Source organism: Microbispora sp. KK1-11, from assembly GCF_006874435.1.
Classification (GTDB): Bacteria; Actinomycetota; Actinomycetes; order Streptosporangiales; family Streptosporangiaceae; genus Microbispora; species Microbispora catharanthi.
In genome coordinates, this window is record NZ_VIRJ01000003.1 from 65,043 (window position 1) to 81,214 (window position 16,172).

18 protein-coding genes are annotated in these 16,172 nt (G+C 71.3%); 11 read left to right on the top strand and 7 right to left on the bottom strand.

Annotated features, from left to right (window positions below; all coding sequences use genetic code 11):
- Positions 1-20: 20 nt before the first annotated feature.
- Positions 21-1,271, top strand: coding sequence for an FAD-dependent monooxygenase (locus FLW16_RS05745; protein WP_260614936.1), 1,251 nt, complete (start codon positions 21-23; stop codon positions 1,269-1,271).
- A 304-nt stretch (positions 1,272-1,575) separates the two neighbouring features.
- On the opposite strand, the gene FLW16_RS05750 is transcribed toward FLW16_RS05745, so the two are convergent.
- The 5 genes from FLW16_RS05750 to FLW16_RS05770 all read right to left on the bottom strand — a co-directional run bounded on the left by FLW16_RS05750 (position 1,576) and on the right by FLW16_RS05770 (position 6,251).
- A complete protein-coding gene (locus FLW16_RS05750) occupies positions 1,576-2,448 on the bottom strand; it encodes a 1,4-dihydroxy-2-naphthoate polyprenyltransferase (protein WP_142558378.1) in 873 nt (290 codons plus the stop codon).
- Positions 2,449-2,590: 142 nt separating this feature from the next.
- A complete protein-coding gene (locus FLW16_RS05755) occupies positions 2,591-3,193 on the bottom strand; it encodes a GNAT family N-acetyltransferase (RefSeq protein ID WP_030510708.1) in 603 nt (200 codons plus the stop codon).
- 38 nt (positions 3,194-3,231) lie between these two features.
- The gene (locus tag FLW16_RS05760; protein ID WP_142558380.1) at positions 3,232-3,777 is read right to left on the bottom strand and encodes a CGNR zinc finger domain-containing protein; all 546 of its coding nucleotides are present in this window, start codon (positions 3,775-3,777) and stop codon (positions 3,232-3,234) included.
- Between the two features lie 205 nt (positions 3,778-3,982).
- Positions 3,983-4,735 (bottom strand): hypothetical protein, encoded by a 753-nt coding sequence (locus FLW16_RS05765; protein ID WP_142558382.1) that lies wholly within the window; start codon positions 4,733-4,735, stop codon positions 3,983-3,985.
- 100 nt (positions 4,736-4,835) lie between these two features.
- Positions 4,836-6,251 (bottom strand): PLP-dependent aminotransferase family protein, encoded by a 1,416-nt coding sequence (locus tag FLW16_RS05770; protein WP_142558384.1) that lies wholly within the window; start codon positions 6,249-6,251, stop codon positions 4,836-4,838.
- Between FLW16_RS05770 and FLW16_RS05775 the strand changes: the two genes are divergently transcribed.
- Together FLW16_RS05775 and FLW16_RS05780 are read left to right on the top strand one after the other, a co-directional pair.
- The gene (locus FLW16_RS05775; RefSeq protein WP_142558386.1) at positions 6,250-7,203 is read left to right on the top strand and encodes a DMT family transporter; all 954 of its coding nucleotides are present in this window, start codon (positions 6,250-6,252) and stop codon (positions 7,201-7,203) included. The two genes, FLW16_RS05770 and FLW16_RS05775, sit on opposite strands and share 2 nt — an antisense overlap.
- 81 nt (positions 7,204-7,284) lie before the next feature.
- Positions 7,285-8,307 carry a hypothetical protein gene (locus FLW16_RS05780; protein ID WP_142558388.1) on the top strand — a complete coding sequence of 341 codons (1,023 nt, stop codon included), beginning with the start codon at positions 7,285-7,287 and terminating at the stop codon, positions 8,305-8,307.
- Here the strand turns inward: FLW16_RS05780 and FLW16_RS05785 are convergent.
- Entirely contained in the window at positions 8,291-9,208 is a 918-nt protein-coding gene (locus FLW16_RS05785; RefSeq protein ID WP_142558390.1) for a LysR family transcriptional regulator, read from the bottom strand. The genes FLW16_RS05780 and FLW16_RS05785 overlap by 17 nt on opposite strands.
- Positions 9,209-9,310: 102 nt before the next feature.
- Between FLW16_RS05785 and FLW16_RS05790 the strand changes: the two genes are divergently transcribed.
- From FLW16_RS05790 to FLW16_RS05815, 6 genes are all read left to right on the top strand, one after another.
- Positions 9,311-10,177 carry a 4-hydroxy-tetrahydrodipicolinate synthase gene (locus FLW16_RS05790; protein ID WP_142558392.1) on the top strand — a complete coding sequence of 289 codons (867 nt, stop codon included), beginning with the start codon at positions 9,311-9,313 and terminating at the stop codon, positions 10,175-10,177.
- Between the two features lie 68 nt (positions 10,178-10,245).
- Positions 10,246-10,731, top strand: coding sequence for a MarR family winged helix-turn-helix transcriptional regulator (locus FLW16_RS05795; protein WP_142558394.1), 486 nt, complete (start codon positions 10,246-10,248; stop codon positions 10,729-10,731).
- A 77-nt stretch (positions 10,732-10,808) separates the two neighbouring features.
- Entirely contained in the window at positions 10,809-12,239 is a 1,431-nt protein-coding gene (locus FLW16_RS05800; RefSeq protein ID WP_142558396.1) for an MFS transporter, read from the top strand.
- 206 nt (positions 12,240-12,445) lie between these two features.
- Positions 12,446-12,730 (top strand): hypothetical protein, encoded by a 285-nt coding sequence (locus FLW16_RS05805; protein ID WP_142558398.1) that lies wholly within the window; start codon positions 12,446-12,448, stop codon positions 12,728-12,730.
- Between the two features lie 124 nt (positions 12,731-12,854).
- A complete protein-coding gene (locus FLW16_RS46130; RefSeq protein ID WP_142558400.1) occupies positions 12,855-13,220 on the top strand; it encodes a ClpX C4-type zinc finger protein in 366 nt (121 codons plus the stop codon).
- 89 nt (positions 13,221-13,309) lie between these two features.
- Positions 13,310-13,717 (top strand): VOC family protein, encoded by a 408-nt coding sequence (locus FLW16_RS05815; RefSeq protein ID WP_142558402.1) that lies wholly within the window; start codon positions 13,310-13,312, stop codon positions 13,715-13,717.
- A gap of 23 nt (positions 13,718-13,740) precedes the next feature.
- Here the strand turns inward: FLW16_RS05815 and FLW16_RS05820 are convergent, their stop codons facing one another.
- Positions 13,741-14,175, bottom strand: coding sequence for an ester cyclase (locus FLW16_RS05820; protein ID WP_142558403.1), 435 nt, complete (start codon positions 14,173-14,175; stop codon positions 13,741-13,743).
- Between the two features lie 175 nt (positions 14,176-14,350).
- Between FLW16_RS05820 and FLW16_RS05825 the strand changes: the two genes are divergently transcribed.
- Positions 14,351-15,325 carry a GlxA family transcriptional regulator gene (locus FLW16_RS05825; RefSeq protein ID WP_142558405.1) on the top strand — a complete coding sequence of 325 codons (975 nt, stop codon included), beginning with the start codon at positions 14,351-14,353 and terminating at the stop codon, positions 15,323-15,325.
- Positions 15,322-15,942, top strand: a complete 621-nt coding sequence (locus FLW16_RS05830; protein ID WP_142558407.1) for a DJ-1/PfpI family protein — start codon at positions 15,322-15,324, stop codon at positions 15,940-15,942. Before FLW16_RS05825 ends, FLW16_RS05830 begins: the two co-directional genes overlap by 4 nt.
- The last annotated feature ends 230 nt before the right edge of the window (positions 15,943-16,172 follow it).

The window sequence follows — 16,172 nt, forward strand, 5'->3', positions numbered from 1 at the left end:
TCATCGGCAGGCTCTCCGTCATGGACAACGCAACGAGCAACGCCACGAACAACGCCATGGACAACGGCACGCGCAACCGGACCGTGCTGATCTCCGGTGCCTCCGTCGCCGGCCCCGTCCTCGCCTACTGGCTGCACCGCCACGGCTTCACCCCCACCATCGTGGAGCGCGCCCCCGCGCTGCGCGACGGCGGCTACGCCGTCGACTTCCGGGGTGAGGCGCACCTGTCGATCCTGCGCCGGATGGGCATCCTGGGCGATATCGAACGCGCCCGCACCGGCATGGGCTCCATGTCGTACGTCAACAGCGCCGGCAAGCCGCTGGCCAGGATGCCCGCCGACCTGTTCGCCGGAGACGTCGAGATCCTCCGCGGCGACCTGGCCCGCATCCTCTACGACGCCACCAAGGAGCACACCGAGTATGTCTTCGGCGACTCGATCACCTCGCTCACCGAGGACGTCCACGGGGTGACCGTCACCTTCGAACGTGGCGCGCCGCGCCGGTTCGACCTGGTCGTCGGCGCCGACGGCCTGCATTCCGTCACCCGCCGCCTGGCCTTCGGACCCGAGGAGGACTACGTCAGGCACCTGGGCCTCTACTGTGCGATCTTCACCACCGCCAACCATCTCGGCCTCGACCACACCGGCCACGCCTACCGCACCGCCAACAGGCTGGTGGCGATGTACAGCGCGCGTCACAACACCGAGGCCAAGGCGGTCTTCTACTTCGGCTCGCCGATCCTCGACCTGGACCGCCGCGACGTGGCCCGGCAGCAGGCCGTCCTCGCCGAGCACTTCGCCGGCAACGGCTGGCAGAGCGATCGGCTGCTGCGGGAGATGCGCGTCGCGCCGGACTTCTACTTCGACTCGGTCGGCCAGGTCCGCATGGACTCCTGGACCCGGGGCCGGGTGGCCCTGGTCGGCGACGCCGCCTACTGCCCGTCCTCCCTGTCCGGCATGGGCACCGGCCTCGCCCTGGTCGGCGCGTACGTCCTGGCGGGCGAACTGGCCGCGGCGCGCGGCGACCACCGCGTCGCGTTCGCCGCCTACGAGCGGGAGATGCGCGAGTACGCGGAGGGCTGCCAGAAGATGGGCGACGGCGTGGCCAAGCTCATGGTCCCCGGCAGCCGTTTCCTGGCCTCGGTCCTCAACCGCTACTACAAGGTCATGCCCTACCTGCCGGGAAAGAACATGGCCACCAAGATCGCCAGGAAGACCGCCGAGAACATCACCCTCCGCGACTACGCCACAGTCAGCGCGGCTCGACGGTGACGTCCGCCTCGGCGAACATGCCGAGCAGATAGTTCAGGGCGGCAGCCGACGAGGGTCACCGGCTGCTCCACCGGGTATGGGCGGTCGTGGAAGGCCCCGATCGTGCCGCGGCAGATGCCCAGCGGTTCGGCTTTCCGGCCGTGGAGAAGGAAGCCCTGCGCGCCCGGCGGGCGCGCGGGCGGCCAGTGCATCTCCGGCAGGATCCGCAGGCGCCTCCGCAACTCGACGTCCACGAGGCCGTGCCCCTCGGAAGAGGGACGGTGGCCGAGCACCTCCACGTCGGATTCCCCGATCCGGGCGCCGGTTAGAACAGGGCCAGGCCGAGGGTGAAAAGGGCGCCGAAGACGAGTTGCAGGCGGCCGGTCTGCTGGAGCGTCGCGATGAGCGCGGGACCGGTGGCCCCCGAGCGGACCGTCCTGACGGGGGCCACCACGAGGGGGATCGCCAGCACGGTCAGCGCGGCGAAGGGCCGCACCGGCACCAGGGCGAGCGCGAACACGAAGGGCAGCACCAGGGTCGCCGAGTAGGCCAGGCGTGTCCGGCTGTCACCCAGCACCACGGCCAGCGTGCGCTTGCCGGAGGGGCCGTCGGTCACGATGTCGCGCAGGTTGTTGACCATGAGGAGCGCGCAGGCGAGCAGCCCCACGGGCACGGCCGCGGCCAGCGAGAGCCAGGTCAGCCGCTCCACCTGGACGTACGTCGTCCCGGCGACGGCCACGATGCCGAAGAACACGAAGACCGAGATCTCCCCGAGCGCGCGGTAGCCGTACGGGCGGGAGCCTCCGGTGTAGAACCAGGCCGCCAGGATGGAGGCGAGGCCGACGAGCAGCAGCCACCACGCGCGGGTGGCGACCACCAGGACGAGCCCGGCGACCGCGGCGGCGAGGAAGCAGCCGAGGGCGGCGGCGAGCACCTGCTTCGGGGCCGCGACGCCCGAGCCGACGAGCCGCAGGGGCCCCACGCGGTCCTTGTCGGTGCCCTTCACGCCGTCGCTGTAGTCGTTGGCGTAGTTGACCCCGACCTGCAGCGCCAGCGCGACGAACAGTGCGAGCAGGGCTCGCCACCATACGGCGCCGTCCTCCGCGACGGCGGCTCCGGTGCCGACGGCGACCGGGACGACGGCGGCGGGCAGCGTACGGGGGCGTGCGCCCGCTAACCATTGAGCTGGGGTGGCCACGTGACTCCCTTTTCCTACCTGTGCGTAGCCGGTGAAGGCGTACCTAGTTTGGCCAATCCCCCGTCATGTCGTGACAGCGGGGTTGGCGGAGGCGACGCCGCCGGGGGCGGAAGCCGTACGAACGGGCGGAAAGGGAGGTCACTCAGCTGATGTCGGTGGTGAGGCGGATCATCCTGATCGGGCGGCCCATGTCGAGGACGCGCTCGGCCTCGTCCTCGCCCCAGCCGGCCGACTCGAGGAAGCCGATCATCGGGTGGTTGTCGGCGAAGACCCAGGTGACGACCGTGTTGTAGCCGTCCTCGCGCAGGTGGTCGACGGTGGCGTTGAGCAGCCTGCTGCCGTGTCCGCGCCTGATGTGGTTGGGATCGACGAGCAACGTCATCAACTCGGCCGTCGTGGCCGGGTGGAGGTCGGGGTCCTCGGCGGGTCCGTGCGACGCCAGCCCCACGACCCGGTCGGAGGCACGCTGCGCCGCGGTCGCCAGGATGCCGCCGGGGCCGAGCGCGGTGAACGCGTCGGTGTCGGGCACCACCCGCTCGACGGCGACGAGCAGACGGTGACGGGGCGTGGGCGGCGAGAGGATCGCCTCCTCCCACTGGCGGCGCCACATCTTCTCCGCCGCCGGCCCCGTCATCTGCTCCAACGGGATCGGTGGCAGGAAGTCGCGATAAACCGCCTTCCACGCCCGGATCTGGGTGCTGGTCACCGCGTCGACGTCCTCGAGGCGGGCAGCTCTAACACCCATTCGGCGGGCTCCTTTCTTAGCCTGTAACACCGTACTGGTCAGGAGGGCCTCGGCGTACCTTCCGCCTGGCGTCGTGCCCGATATGCCCGGGTTTTTGTGCGGTTTCCGCAGACGCGCATGGAGCACCAGGAGCGAGACCGGTTTTTCGAGGAGTCGATGAACGCCCATTGACAGGTGCTCTCGGCGCAGACCTTCAGCCGTGGCCAGGTGCCGTCGGCGTGGGCGGCCGGGATCAGCGCCGCGAGCCGCGTGAGCCCGCCCGCCACTCCGGACCTCACGGGCTCGAGCGCCGGCGTCCCCGCCGAGAGCGTCACGCGAACCGGCAGTGCCGCCAGCGCCGCGTCCAGCCCCTCCGGAACCTCGTACGGACCCCCGTCGTGGTTGCCGCGCAACGCGGCCCGCAGTCCTTCGCGCAGCTGGGTCGCCACCGCGAGGTCCTCGTCGGCGGCGCGGTCGTCGTCGCCGATCAGCTCGCGTTCGCGCAGCCAGACGGACAGCTCGGCCGGCGAGGCCAGCTCGTCGGCGTCTCCCTCGACGTCGTAGGTGTTAACGAAGTCGCGGAGCAGCTCCGCCGGGCCCGTCATGATCGATCACCCCTCGTGACCACTGTACGACAGTCGGAGGTCGTGAAATACCAACACCACCGCAAGCGTTTCACTGGTGTCGGCTATTCCGAGGAGGATGTCATGCGTGTCAGCTACCTGGCCTATCTGGCATTGCGAAACAAGGAGCGCCGCGAGCGCCTGTCGGAGGAGCGGCGGCGGGAGGACGCGCCGATGACCCGGGGATCTAGAGCCCGAGCCGCCGAACCGCGGTCCGCCAGTTCTTGGCGATAGCCTGCTGTGCCTTGGCGAGCGGCACCTCGCCGTGGCACACGGCCCTCCACAGGGTGAGCTCGACCGCGTCCTTGTCGGCCGGCGTCTTGCCCTTGCCCGCCAGAACCGGCTGAGGCCACAGGTTCTTCGCGCTCTTGGGCGACCCGCCGAGGGACAGCGGGATGAGGTGGTCCTCCTTGTAGTGCGAGGGCTTCCTGTCCCCGTAGCCGTACTGGGCGATCTGCGTGACGCGCAGCGCGTTGGCGTAGCTCGCCGGAGGCGCGACCCTCCTGCTGTAGCCGGGGGTGCAGATCGTGGACTTGATCGTCTCCTGGGTGACGGCGGGGTTACGCGTCCCCGGCTGGCACTTCGGGTCCGGCAGCGGCAGGTACTTCTGGGAGCACTTCGCCCCCGCCGGCTTCGCGGTCGGCGTGGGCTTAGGGGTCGGCTTGGCCGTCGGCTTCGGGGTCGGCTTCGGTGTCGCGCCGCCGGAGGAGCCGGCCGGCTTCCAACGCCAGTAGGCGCCGTCCTGCACGCATCGGTAGGAGTCGCCGTCCTGCGAGGTTCCGTTCCTGCCGTGCGCCGCCGCCGGGCAGAAGGCGCCGGGCGTGACGCATTCCCAGTGGTCCCCGACCTGGCGGTAGCAGCCCGCCGAGGCGGAGGAAGTCCCGGTGGGGGCGGCCTCGGCGGCGAACGGGACGACGAGCAGGCCGGCTGACGCGAGCACGGCGCATAACGCGATCAACAGAGAGCGGGCGCGCACGGTGTCTCCTCTGTGAGGGGGTTGAAGGGCGACAGAGAAGAGACGACTCAGGCGGGGCGAAGGTTCACCAGTGGGACTGATGTGACCCAAGGGACAGCGCCGGAGCGAGGCGGCGGATGCCCTCTTCCAGCTCCGGCAGGCCGGTCGCGGCCGTGTGGGTCAGCCGCAGCCGTGGTCCCGGGGGCTCGGCGGGGTAGTAGATGCGCCCCGGGCTCACCAGCACGCCCCGTGCCTGCGCCGCCTCGACCACCTCCGCCTCGTCGGTGCCGGGCGGCAGCCGCACCCAGACGTGCAGGCCACCGGGAGGCGCCAGGTGCACCTCGGCGGCGGGCGCGTGGCGGGCGAGGCCCGCCAGCAGCGTGGCCTGCCGTACGCCGATCTCCTGCCGGACGGCGCCGAGGTGACGCCGCCAGGCGGTGGAGCCCACGAACTCCACCGCCGTCTCCTGCAGGGGCCGGGCGACGAAGAACGACTCCACCACCTGACAGGCCCGCAGCCGGTGCGCGGCCGGGCCCCGCGCCGTCAGGCCCGCCACCCGCAGACTGGGCGAGGTGATCTTGCTCAGCGACAGGATGTGGACCACCGTGCCGTGGGCGTCCATGGTCACCATGGGCGGCGGGACCGGGCCTGTGGCCAGATATCGCGCGTAGTCGTCCTCGATCACGAACGCCCCCGCCGCCCGGGCCACGGCGAGCACCTGCTCCCTGCGCTCGCGGGTCAGCGTCGCCCCCGTGGGGTTGTGCAGCGTCGGCTGGCAGTAGAACACCCGCGCCCCCGTCATCGCGAACGCCTCCGCCAGGAGGTCGGGCCGCACGCCGTCCTTGTCGAGCGGCACCGCGCTCGCGCGCAGCCCGGCCGCCTTGGCCGCCGCGAGCGCGCCCGGGTAGGTGGGGGTCTCGACGAGGATCGGCGAGCCGGGGGCCGCCAGCGCGCGGAACGAGAGAGTGAGCGCCGACTGCCCGCCGCTCACCACGAGCACGTCGTTCTGCGTCACCGCGCCTCCGGCCTCCGTGGCGAACCACCGGCGCAGCTCCGGCAGGCCGTTCAGCGGAGGCATGCTCCACGCCTCCGGCCGGCGTACGGCTCGCGCGGCCGCCGCGGCCAGTGCCTTGACCGGGCGCAGGTCGGGGTTGAGATAGCCGCCCGTGAGCGGCACGACGCCGTCGGGGGGCTGGGCCAGCAGGCTCGCCGTCGCCGAGTCGTCCACCACCCGGTCGCCCAGGGCCACGGTCTGCCACGACAGGTCGGGCGCCTCCGCGACCGGCCGCCGGGCCGGGGCCACGAACACGCCCGCGCCGGGACGGGTGACGACCCGGCCCTCCGCCGCGAGCTGCGCGATCGCCCGCGAGACCGTCACCGGGCCCACGCCGTGGCGGCGCATGATCTCCCTGCTGGACGGCAGCCGTTCGCCCGGCCGTGACCGCTCCGTCTCCTCCCGGAGTATCGCGGCGAGACGGACGATACTGCTATCGTCATTCATGAAAGCCGACGATAGCGCTATTGACGTCCTTCCGATAGCGGACGCCCCCGCCGCGAACGCCCCTCGCCGCCTGGCCTGGCGGGGCAGCCTCCTGGCGGGCGCGGGCGTCCTGTCGTTCTCGGGGTCGTTTCCCGCGACCGTGTTCGCGATGCGGGGGTTCGACCCGTACCTCGTCGCGATCGGGCGCGCCGCGCTCGCGGCGCTCGCCGCGGTGATCTGCCTGAAGGCCGCCGGGGCGCCACTCCTGCCGCCCCGCGCCCACCTGCGGTCGTACGCGATGATCGCGCTGGGCGTGGTCCTCGGCTTCCCGCTGTTCAGCGGCCTGGCCCTGGACGGCGGCGCGAGCACGGCCCACTCGGCCGTCGTCATCGGCCTGCTCCCTGCCGCCACCGCCGCGTTCGCCGTGCTGCGGGCGGGGGAGCGGCCGAGACCCCTGTTCTGGGCGGCCTGCGCGGCGGGCGCGCTGTCGATCACCGTGTTCACGCTGACCCGGGGGACCGGCCGCTTCGCCGGGGCCGACGTGCTGCTCGTGCTCGCCCTGCTGTCGGCCGCCGTCGGCTACACCGAGGGCGGGCGCCTCGCGCGGGAGACCCCCGGCTGGCGCGTCATCTCGTACGCCCTGGTGCTCGCGGCCCCGCTCACCGTGCCCGTGACGGCGGTGCTGGCGATCACCACGCCCATGGAGCCGTCGGCCGAGTCGCTGGCCGGGTTCGCGTACGTCGGGCTGGTGTCGATGTTCCTCGGGTTCATCCCGTGGTACGCCGGGCTCGCGATGGGCGGGATCGCCCGTGCCGGGCAGATCCAGCTCGCCCAGCCACTTATCACGCTGGTGTGGGCCTGGCTGCTGCTGCACGAGGAGATCAGTGTCGCGACGATCGCGGCGGCGCTGGCCGTGCTCGTGTGCGTGGCGGTCACACAAGCCAGCCGCGGGCGGCGCGGTGTGGGCACTTGATTGGTGTGACGGCACGGCGCAGGATGAGGCTGACGGTGTTACAAGGTGAGGCGGGTCACACGCACGCGGGATGGTGAGGCGATGTCGGACGTCGTGGTTCCTGAGGGTGGTTTCTGGCCGGCGCCCGAGATCCCGCAGCCCAACATCTACCCGATGGAATGGCGGGTGGAGACCGAGAAGCTCGCGGCGATCTACGAGAAGTCCAAGCGGATGGTCTGGAACCCCGCCGACCTGCCGTGGAACCTGCTCGACCCCGGGGAGTTCACGGCCGAGCAGCGGCTGGGGATCATGTACTGGTTCTCCGTGCTGGCCAACTTCGACGCCTCGGGCCCGGCCGTCTTCGCCCGCGCCACCATCCAGGCGTTCGAGAAGCACGAGGAGGATCCCGTACGCAAGTGCTTCTTCTCGATCACCCGTGACGAGATGAACCACGAGGAGTGCTGCCAGCGCACGATCGCCCGGCTGTGGCCCGGCGGCCCGCTCGACTGGCAGCCCTCCACCGACCTGGAGCGGGCGGCCCACAACAACATCGGCTGGCTCTACCACAACGGCGGGCGCTACTGGAACGGCTACAACGCGGCCGTGGGCAAGTACTCCCTCGCCGTGCTGTTCACGAGCTTCATGATGGGGGAGATGGCGGCCTCGACCCTGTTCAGGGGGATGGCCTCCGGCACCGAGCACCCCCTGTTCTCGGACATGTTCCACAAGATCGGCCGGGACGAGTCGCGGCACCTCCAGATCTGCATGACGATCCTGGAGAACGAGTGGCCCGGGCTCACCGACGACGTACGCGGCCTGATCACCCGGCAGCTGCGCGCCGGGTTCGTGTTCCTGTCGATGATCCTGTGGGAGCCGCCCGAGGGCTTCTGGGAGCTCCCGCCGTACTTCCTGCACAACCACCGCGTGCTGATGGACCACGCGCGGGAGGGCGGCCTCGGCGTGCTGTCGTACGAGGAGCAGGCCGACAACTGGCGGCTGGCGATGGCCCGCGTACGCGCGATCGTCGAGCGGTGGGGGATCGAGTTCCCCGCGATTCCGGAACTCGACATCGACGGTGTGGACGTCGACGTCATCGACCCGGAGGACATCATCCCGGTGTTCTGAAGCCTGATGTCGCGGCGCGCAGGGCCGCGATCAGGGCGACGACGGCGGGGTGACCGCCGGCGCCCCGGCGGAAGGCGACGCGGGTGCGGCGGCGCATCGACAGCGCGGTCAGCGTGACGCCTTCGGGCGGGTCGGCGGCTCCCAGCTCCGGCACGAGCGCCACGCCCTGCCCGACGGCGACCATGGCCAGGACCGTGGCGAAGTCGTCGATGTGGTGGCGTACGCGAGGGGAGAAACCGGCCGCCTGGCAGGCGCGCACGGTCATCGCGTGGCAGAGCGTGCCGGGAGTGGAGGCGATCCACGGCGCGTCCCGGCAGGTGAGGAGCGTGGCCGCGTCCCCCTCTCCGCCGGCGGGGCGGATGGTGGCCAGGTACATGGGTTCGTCGAGGAGGGAGACGCCGTCCAGGGCGAGGTCGGGCTCGGCCGGGACGAAGTCGTACTCGTGGACCAGGGCCACGTCGAGCTCCCCGGCGCGCAGGCGCGGCGCGACCTCGGCCGGGTCGACCTCGTCCACCATCGGATCCAGGCCCGGGTGGCTGCGGGCGAGCGCCGCCAGGGCCGAGGGGAGGATGGCGCGGGTCGCCGTGGGAAAGGCGCCGATCCGCACGGTCCCGGCCAGGTTGGTTCCGGACAGGTCGGTCCTGGCCGCGGCGAGTTCCGCCGCCGCCTGCTCCAGCCGTTCGAGCACGGCCTCCGCGTGCCGCACCAGCGCCACTCCGGCGGGGGTGAGCACGACCCGGCGTCCGGTGCGCTCGAGCAGGGCGACCCCCGCTTCGCGTTCCAGCGCGGCGAGCTGCTGGGAGACGGCCGAGGGGGTGAACGTCAGCGCCTCGGCCACCGCCGCGATCGTGCCCCGGTAGGCGAGTTCACGGAGCAGGCGGAGCCTGCGGACGTCAAGCATCGGCGCAAGAGGGTCTGCGGACATCCAGCATCAGTTCAGCTTAACGGTTTCGACAGAAAGGCGAACTGGACCTACACGGTTGCTCGTAGGAAGGATCGCGGTATGACTCTTTCCGGCATCCATGTCCCGCTGATCACCCCGTTCGCCGAGGACGGCGAGATCGCGTTCGAAGCGCTCGAAGCGCTGGCGTACGGCGTGCTCGACGAGGGCGCGTCCGGGCTCGTCGCGCTCGGCACCACCGCGGAGGTCACCACGCTCGCCGAGGAGGAACGGCGCGCGGTGATCGAGATCTGCGGCCGGGTCTGCCGCGAACGCGGTGCCACGCTCACCGTCGGCGCGGGGTCGGCCGACACGCGGAGCACGGCCGAGGCGCTGCGCGCACTCAAGGGGGAGGCGGACGCGGCGCTGGTGACGGTCCCGGCGTTCGTCCGCCCGTCCGAGGCCGGCGTGCTCGCCCACTTCACCGCGCTGGCCGAGCAGACCCCTGTGCCGCTGGTCGTCTACAACATCCCGTATCGAACCGGGCAGTCGGTGGGCGCGGCCACGCTGCGCCGGCTGGGCGAGCTGCCGATGGTGGCCGGAGTCAAGCACGCGGTCGGCGGCGTCGACCTCGACACGGTCGCCCTGCTCGCCGACCCGCCGGAGGGTTTCGCGGTGCTCGCCGGGGACGACCCGTTCCTGTCCGCGCTGCTCGCCCTGGGCGCCTCCGGCGGCATCCTCGCCTCCGCCCACCTGCGCACCGGCGAATTCGTGAAGCTCTTCGAGGCGTGGCGGGCCGGAGAGGCCGAGCACGCCCGCGCCCTCGGTCACCGGCTGTCGCTCATGTCGGCGGCCATGTTCGCCGAGCCCAACCCGACCGTCCTGAAGGGAGTCCTGCACGCGCAGGGCCGGATTCCCACCGCCGCCGTACGGCTTCCGCTCGTCCCGGCGGGCCGGGCGTCGATCGAGGCGGCCCTGCGGACGCTGTGACCTCTGGAGACGGCTCGCAAGGACTCTTGGAGATAATCCGCAAACGGACGAATTGATAGCCTGGACGTATGACCGCCATGGCGCCCTCGCGTAACGAGCCCGACCTGTCCTTCCTGCTCGATCACACCAGTCACGTGCTGCGAACGCAGATGGCGGCGGCCCTCGCCGAGATCGGCCTGACGGCGCGCATGCACTGCGTGCTCGTCCACGCCCTGGAGGAGGAGCGTACGCAGATCCAGCTCGCCGAGCTCGGCGACATGGACAAGACCACGATGGTGGTCACTCTCGACGCTCTGGAGAAGGCCGGCCTCGCCGAGCGCCGCCCGTCCAGCATCGACCGGCGCGCCCGGATCGTCGCGGTCACGGAGAAGGGCGCGCAGGTGGCGAAGCGCAGCCAGGAGATCGTCGACGGGGTCCACCGGGCCGCCCTCGGGTCGCTGCCGGAGGAGGAGGCGGAGGTGCTCGTGCGCGCGCTCAACCGGCTGGTCACGGGGCATCTGGCCACCTCTGTGGAGGCGCCGCAGCCGGTCCGGCGGGCGCGTCACCGCGGATGATGAGTCCGTAAGGGATCGTCTACAACAAAACTATCTGCTACGGTTTTTCCTGTTCCTCATGAACAGGAGGCGACCCCATGTCGCGTATATCCCGATCCCGCTGGCTCGTGCTGGGCGTGCTGTCCGCAACGATGCTGATGACGGTGCTCGACGGCAGCATCGTGACCGTCGCGATGCCCGCCATCCAGCGGGATCTCGGCTTCGCGCCCGCCGAGCTGAGCTGGACCGTGAACGCCTACCTCATCGCGTACGGCGGACTCCTCCTGCTGGCGGGCCGGCTGGGCGACCTGATCGGCCGCCGGGCCGTGTTCCTGGCGGGCAACGTCGTCTTCGCCGCCGCGTCCCTGCTGGCCGGCGCGGCCACCGGGCCGGGGATGCTGATCGGCGCCCGGTTCCTCCAGGGCGTCGGTAGCGCCATGGCCTCGGCGGTCGTGCTCGGCATCCTGGTGACGACCTTCACGGACGCGGGGGAGCGGGCGAAGGCCATCGGCGTCTTCAGCTTCACCGGCGCCGCCGGGGCGTCGCTGGGCGCGGTGCTGGGCGGAGTCCTCACCGACGCGCTGGGCTGGAACTACATCTTCCTCATCAACGTGCCGATCGGCGTGGTCACGATCGCGCTGGCGGTCCGGGCGCTGCCCGCCGACCGGGGGCTCGGGTTGTCGGCGGGCGCGGACGGCTTGGGCGCCCTGCTGGTCACGGCCGGTCTCATGCTGGGCATCTACGCCGTGGTCCAGATCGAGCGCTACGGCCTGCGCTCCCTGTGGTTCGGCGCGGTGTCGCTCGTGCTGCTGGCCGCGTTCCTCGTCCGCCAGGCGACCGCCCGCACCCCGCTCATGCCGCTGCGGATCCTCCGCTCGCGCGCCGTCGCCGGGGCCAACCTGGTGCAGGTCCTGACGCTGGGCGCGATGTTCGCCTTCCAGATCATGGTGGCGCTGTTCATGCAGCGGGTGCTCCGGTATGGCGCGCTCGACACCGGCCTGGCCATGCTCCCGGCGGCGCTGGCCATCGCGGGGGTGTCGCTGTTCGTGTCCCCGCGGCTGAGCACCCGCTTCGGCGCCCGTGCCGTGCTGCTGGGCGGTCTGGTGCTCCTGATCGGCGCGATGGCCTGGCTCACCCGCGTCCCTGTCGACGCCCGCTACGTGACCGACCTGCTCCCCGTGATGGTGCTCATCATGGGCGGGGGCCTGGTGCTTCCGGCGCTGACCACGCTCGGCATGTCCGGCGCCCGTTCCGACGACGCCGGCCTGGTCTCGGGGTTCTTCAACACGACCCAGCAGGTCGGGATGGCCGTCGGCGTCGCGCTGCTGTCCACGCTGGCCGCCTCCCGTACGGAGGGGCTGCTGGCGGGCGGGGCGAGCGAGGCGGTCGCGCTGACCGGCGGCTACCGGCTGGCCTTCACGGTCTCCCTCGTCCTGCTGGTCAGCGCCCTCGTGGCCGCGTACGTCGTCCTGCGACGGCCCCGGGCGGGCGTGGAGCAGGCGGCGGAGCTCCAGCCCGAGCGAGTCTGAGAGCCGCCGCGCCCCAGGGCCCTGTGACTCCAACGAAACGGCCCCCGGCTGTCACCGGCCGGGGGCCGTGCGGCGTCCTCTCCCGTGCGACCAGTGTTCACGGAGGCAGTCGATGCGCGTCCCCTCGCAGGTCATGTGCACCCCTCTGGTGCGGGTGACCCGCGAGGGGACGCCTCCGCGCTGTCTCGCCCGGCCGGTGAGTGACGGTGACCGCGCCCCCGCGCGACCGGCTTCCGTACGGCGGCGCGTGCGTCGCCGGTCCGTCCCCCGACTACGGAGCCGTAGTGGATTCCCAGACCTTTCTCGTCCTCGCCGGAGCGTTCTTCGTCATCTGGCTCGTCTCCGACTACGTACGCAACTACCTGTCCAAATGCCCCAAGTGCAAAGGGAGCGGCACGCTCAAGGCCACCTGGTGGTCCGGGCGATACCGGCCCTGCCCGCGCTGCGGCCGCAAGGGAGAGGTCCCGCACGCCTTCGGTCCCAAGAGCTGAGCCGTAAGTCGAAGGCGCGGGAAAGACCGCTTTCCTGATGATCTATTGTCAGGCTGCTCCTGACGGGACTAGTCTTGCGTCGAGCGTCAGGAAAGGCCTGACAGGACATCCCCTTGGAGGCGACATGCCGGCTCCTTCACTGGCGGAACAGGACATCCGCTGCTCGTTCTGCTCGAAGTCCAAGACCGAGGTGGCCAAGGTGATCGCCGGCCCCGGCGTCTACATCTGCAACCAGTGTGTCGGGCTCTGCGCCGAGATCCTGGCGGCGGAGTCCGTCGGGACTCCGGAGATCTCCTACACCGAGAGCATGACCGTCGAGCAGATCCTGGAGCTCCTTCCGCGCGTCGCCAAGGTGGGCGCGCAGGTCGAGGACAGCCTGCAGGTCTGGGTGCAGCGGGCGCGCGACCGGGGCGCCACCTGGGCCAGGATCGGCGCCGCGCTCGGCATGACCCGGCAGTCCGCCTGGGAGAGGTTCTCCGGCGAGGAGTGACGCTCGCTCAGGCGGATTGCCTTTTTCCCGGACGGGCCCGACGAGCACCGGGCGGCTGAAGTGTCGGTGGCGCGAACTAGGGTTCGGCCATGACCACGGACGAGACTCCCTTCTCCGCGATCGGCCGCATGGTGGTGCTCGTCGACGATCCCGACGAGGCGCTCGCCTTCTACCGCGACGTCCTCGGCTTCGCCGTCCTGCACGACTACGTGGCGGGCGGCTATCGCTTCCTGCACATCGGGCTGCCCGGCCAGGAGGGGGTGGGCCTGTGGCTGATGCCGATCACCTCCGAGGAGCAGCGCGAGCTCATCGGCCGGCAGACCGGAGGGCAGCCGCTGCTCGTCCTCTACACCGCCGACCTCGACGTGGTCGCCAAGCGGCTACGCGAGCACGGCGTACGGGTCTGGGACGAGCGCGAGGACCCCGGCAGCCGCTCCCTGCACGTCGCCGACCTGTACGGCAACGTCATCGTCGTGGCCCAGCTGCTGGGCACCTGAGGCCGTATGACGGCCGGCCCACATCAGGAGCCCGGCGGCGGTTCGAGGCGGATGCCTAGCTGGGAGTAGAGCTCCAGCTGGTCGTAGTAGTCCCGATCCGTAATGATCTTCCCATTCTCGACCGCGCAGGCGCAACTGCCCCGGACCGTTATACGACGGCCCGTTGGGGCTGCCACTCGGCCGTCCGGCAGCAGGAGCGGGCCCATATGGGTGCCGGTCATCGTGTACTCGGTGAAGGCGGGGTCCTCGCAGGGGGCCTTGTACCAGGCGGTGAAGCAGATGTCGGGGAATGCCTTGCAGAGGTCCTCGTAGGTCCAGGCGATCTGCCGGCGGCCCTCCGCGATGCCCGTGGGGCTGACGTACACGGCGTCGGGCGCGTAGCAGTCCAGCACGTCGTAGAGGTCGTGACGGTTGATCGCGGTGAAGAGTCTGTCTTTGAGTTCTCGAGCGCTCGGCATCGTCCTGGACACCTCCTTGGCGCTCCGGCAGCCGGCGGCGCCGCAGAGACCTGGTTCAAATCTAACAAGCGCTTCGTCGCCGGGTGTTCGGCCGGGCTGATGCTCGCTCTGATGGCGTAATGTGCAATATCTGTGGCGTTGACGCCATCGAGCCCTGCTCGGAAGCATTGAGGGCATGCAGCGACGCGTGGTCATCGTGATCTTCGATGGCTTCCAGATGTTCGACCTCGCCGGACCGGCCGACGTCTTCACCGCGGCGAACCTGCTCGTGCCTGAGCCCGGCTACCGCGTCGAGGTGACGGCCGTGGGCGCCGGGGCCGTATCGGCCCAGAACGGGATCGCGACCCTCGCGGAGACGGCGCTGGGCGAGGTCGCGGGACCGATCGACACGCTGCTGGTCGTGGGCGGGCTGTCGGTGCCGGAACACCTGCGCGATCGGGAGCTGATCGCGGGCGTCGCCCGGCTGGCGGCCGGGGCCCGGCGCGTCGCCTCCGTCTGCAACGGGAGCTTCCTCCTCGCGGAGGCCGGGTTGCTGGGCGGCAGGCGCGCGACCACCCACTGGCTGGTCGCGGGAGAGATGGCCGACCGCTACCCGGACGTCGAGGTGGACGCCGATCCCATCTACATCCGCGACGGGAACGTCTGGACCTCGGCCGGGGTCAGCTCGGGAGTGGATCTCGCCCTGGCGCTCGTGGCCGACGACCACGGCCACACGCTCGCCAGGAACGTCGCCCGCGGACTCGTGGTGTACCTGCATCGTCCGGGCGGGCAGAGCCAGTTCAGCGCCCCCATGCGGGCCGCCGTCCCACGCGCCGAGCCGCTGCGCGAGATCCAGGCGTTCATCGACGCCAACCCGGCCGAGGACCTGAGCGTGCCCGCGCTCGCCCGGCGGGCCGGGATGAGCGAGCGGCACTTCTCCCGCGTCTTCACCGAGCAGACCGGAGTCTCACCCGGCAGGTACGTCGAACGCAGCAGGGCCGACGCCGCCCGGCGGCTGCTGGAGACCACCGGCCACCCCCTGGACAGGGTGGCCAGGGAGTCGGGACTCGGCGTCCCCGAGACCCTCTACCGGGTCTTCCGCCGGCACTGGCGCGTCTCACCCGGCGACTACCGCCGCCGGTTCCGATCGAAGGAAGGCAGCAGATCATGAACATCGCCGTCCCCCTCTATCCCCGGTTCACCGCGCTCGACGCGGTCGGGCCGTACACGGTGCTGGCCTTCGCGCCGGGCTGCACGGTCACGTTCGTCGCGGCCGAGCCAGGTCCGGTGGTCGACGACCGGGGGAGCCTGAGCCTCGCGGCCACCGCGTCGTACGGCGACCTGCCCGCGCCGGATGTCGTCGTCGTGCCGGGAGGACCCGGGACGATCGAGGCGCTGTCCGACGCGGAGCTGCTGGGCTGGATCGCGCGGGCCCACGAGCGCACCCGGTGGACCACCTCGGTGTGCAGCGGCTCGTTCCTGCTGGGCGCGGCGGGGCTGCTGAAGGGCCGCAGGGCGACGACCCACTGGGGATGGCTCGACCAGCTCGCCGGATTCGGCGCCGAGCCGGTCAGCGAGCGCGTGGTGATCGACGGCAAGGTCGTGACGGCGGCGGGCGTGTCCTCCGGCATCGACATGGCCCTGACCCTGCTGGCCGAGATGCGCGACGAGGAGACGGCGCAGGCCGTGCAGCTCGCGATCGAGTACGACCCGCGGCCGCCCTTCGACGCCGGCAGCCCGAAGACCGCCCCGGCGGGCCTGAGCGGCAAGGCGATGGCCCTTATCTGATCGGAGACCGGAGGCACCCGGAGATCGTGGCGGGCGCCCGGGGATCCCTATGCGCGACGATCTTTCGGGCGGCGTCGACGCGACCAGCCATGAGGCCGGGTCAGGGGCAGCTCGGGGCTGAGTTCGGGGTGATCCCTGAGGGCGGGCATGCCGGAGAGCTGCGATCTTGTTCCGCATGACATTTGAACCTTCTTCCACCTATCGTCCGATTGCCCCGGGCTCGCGGCGAC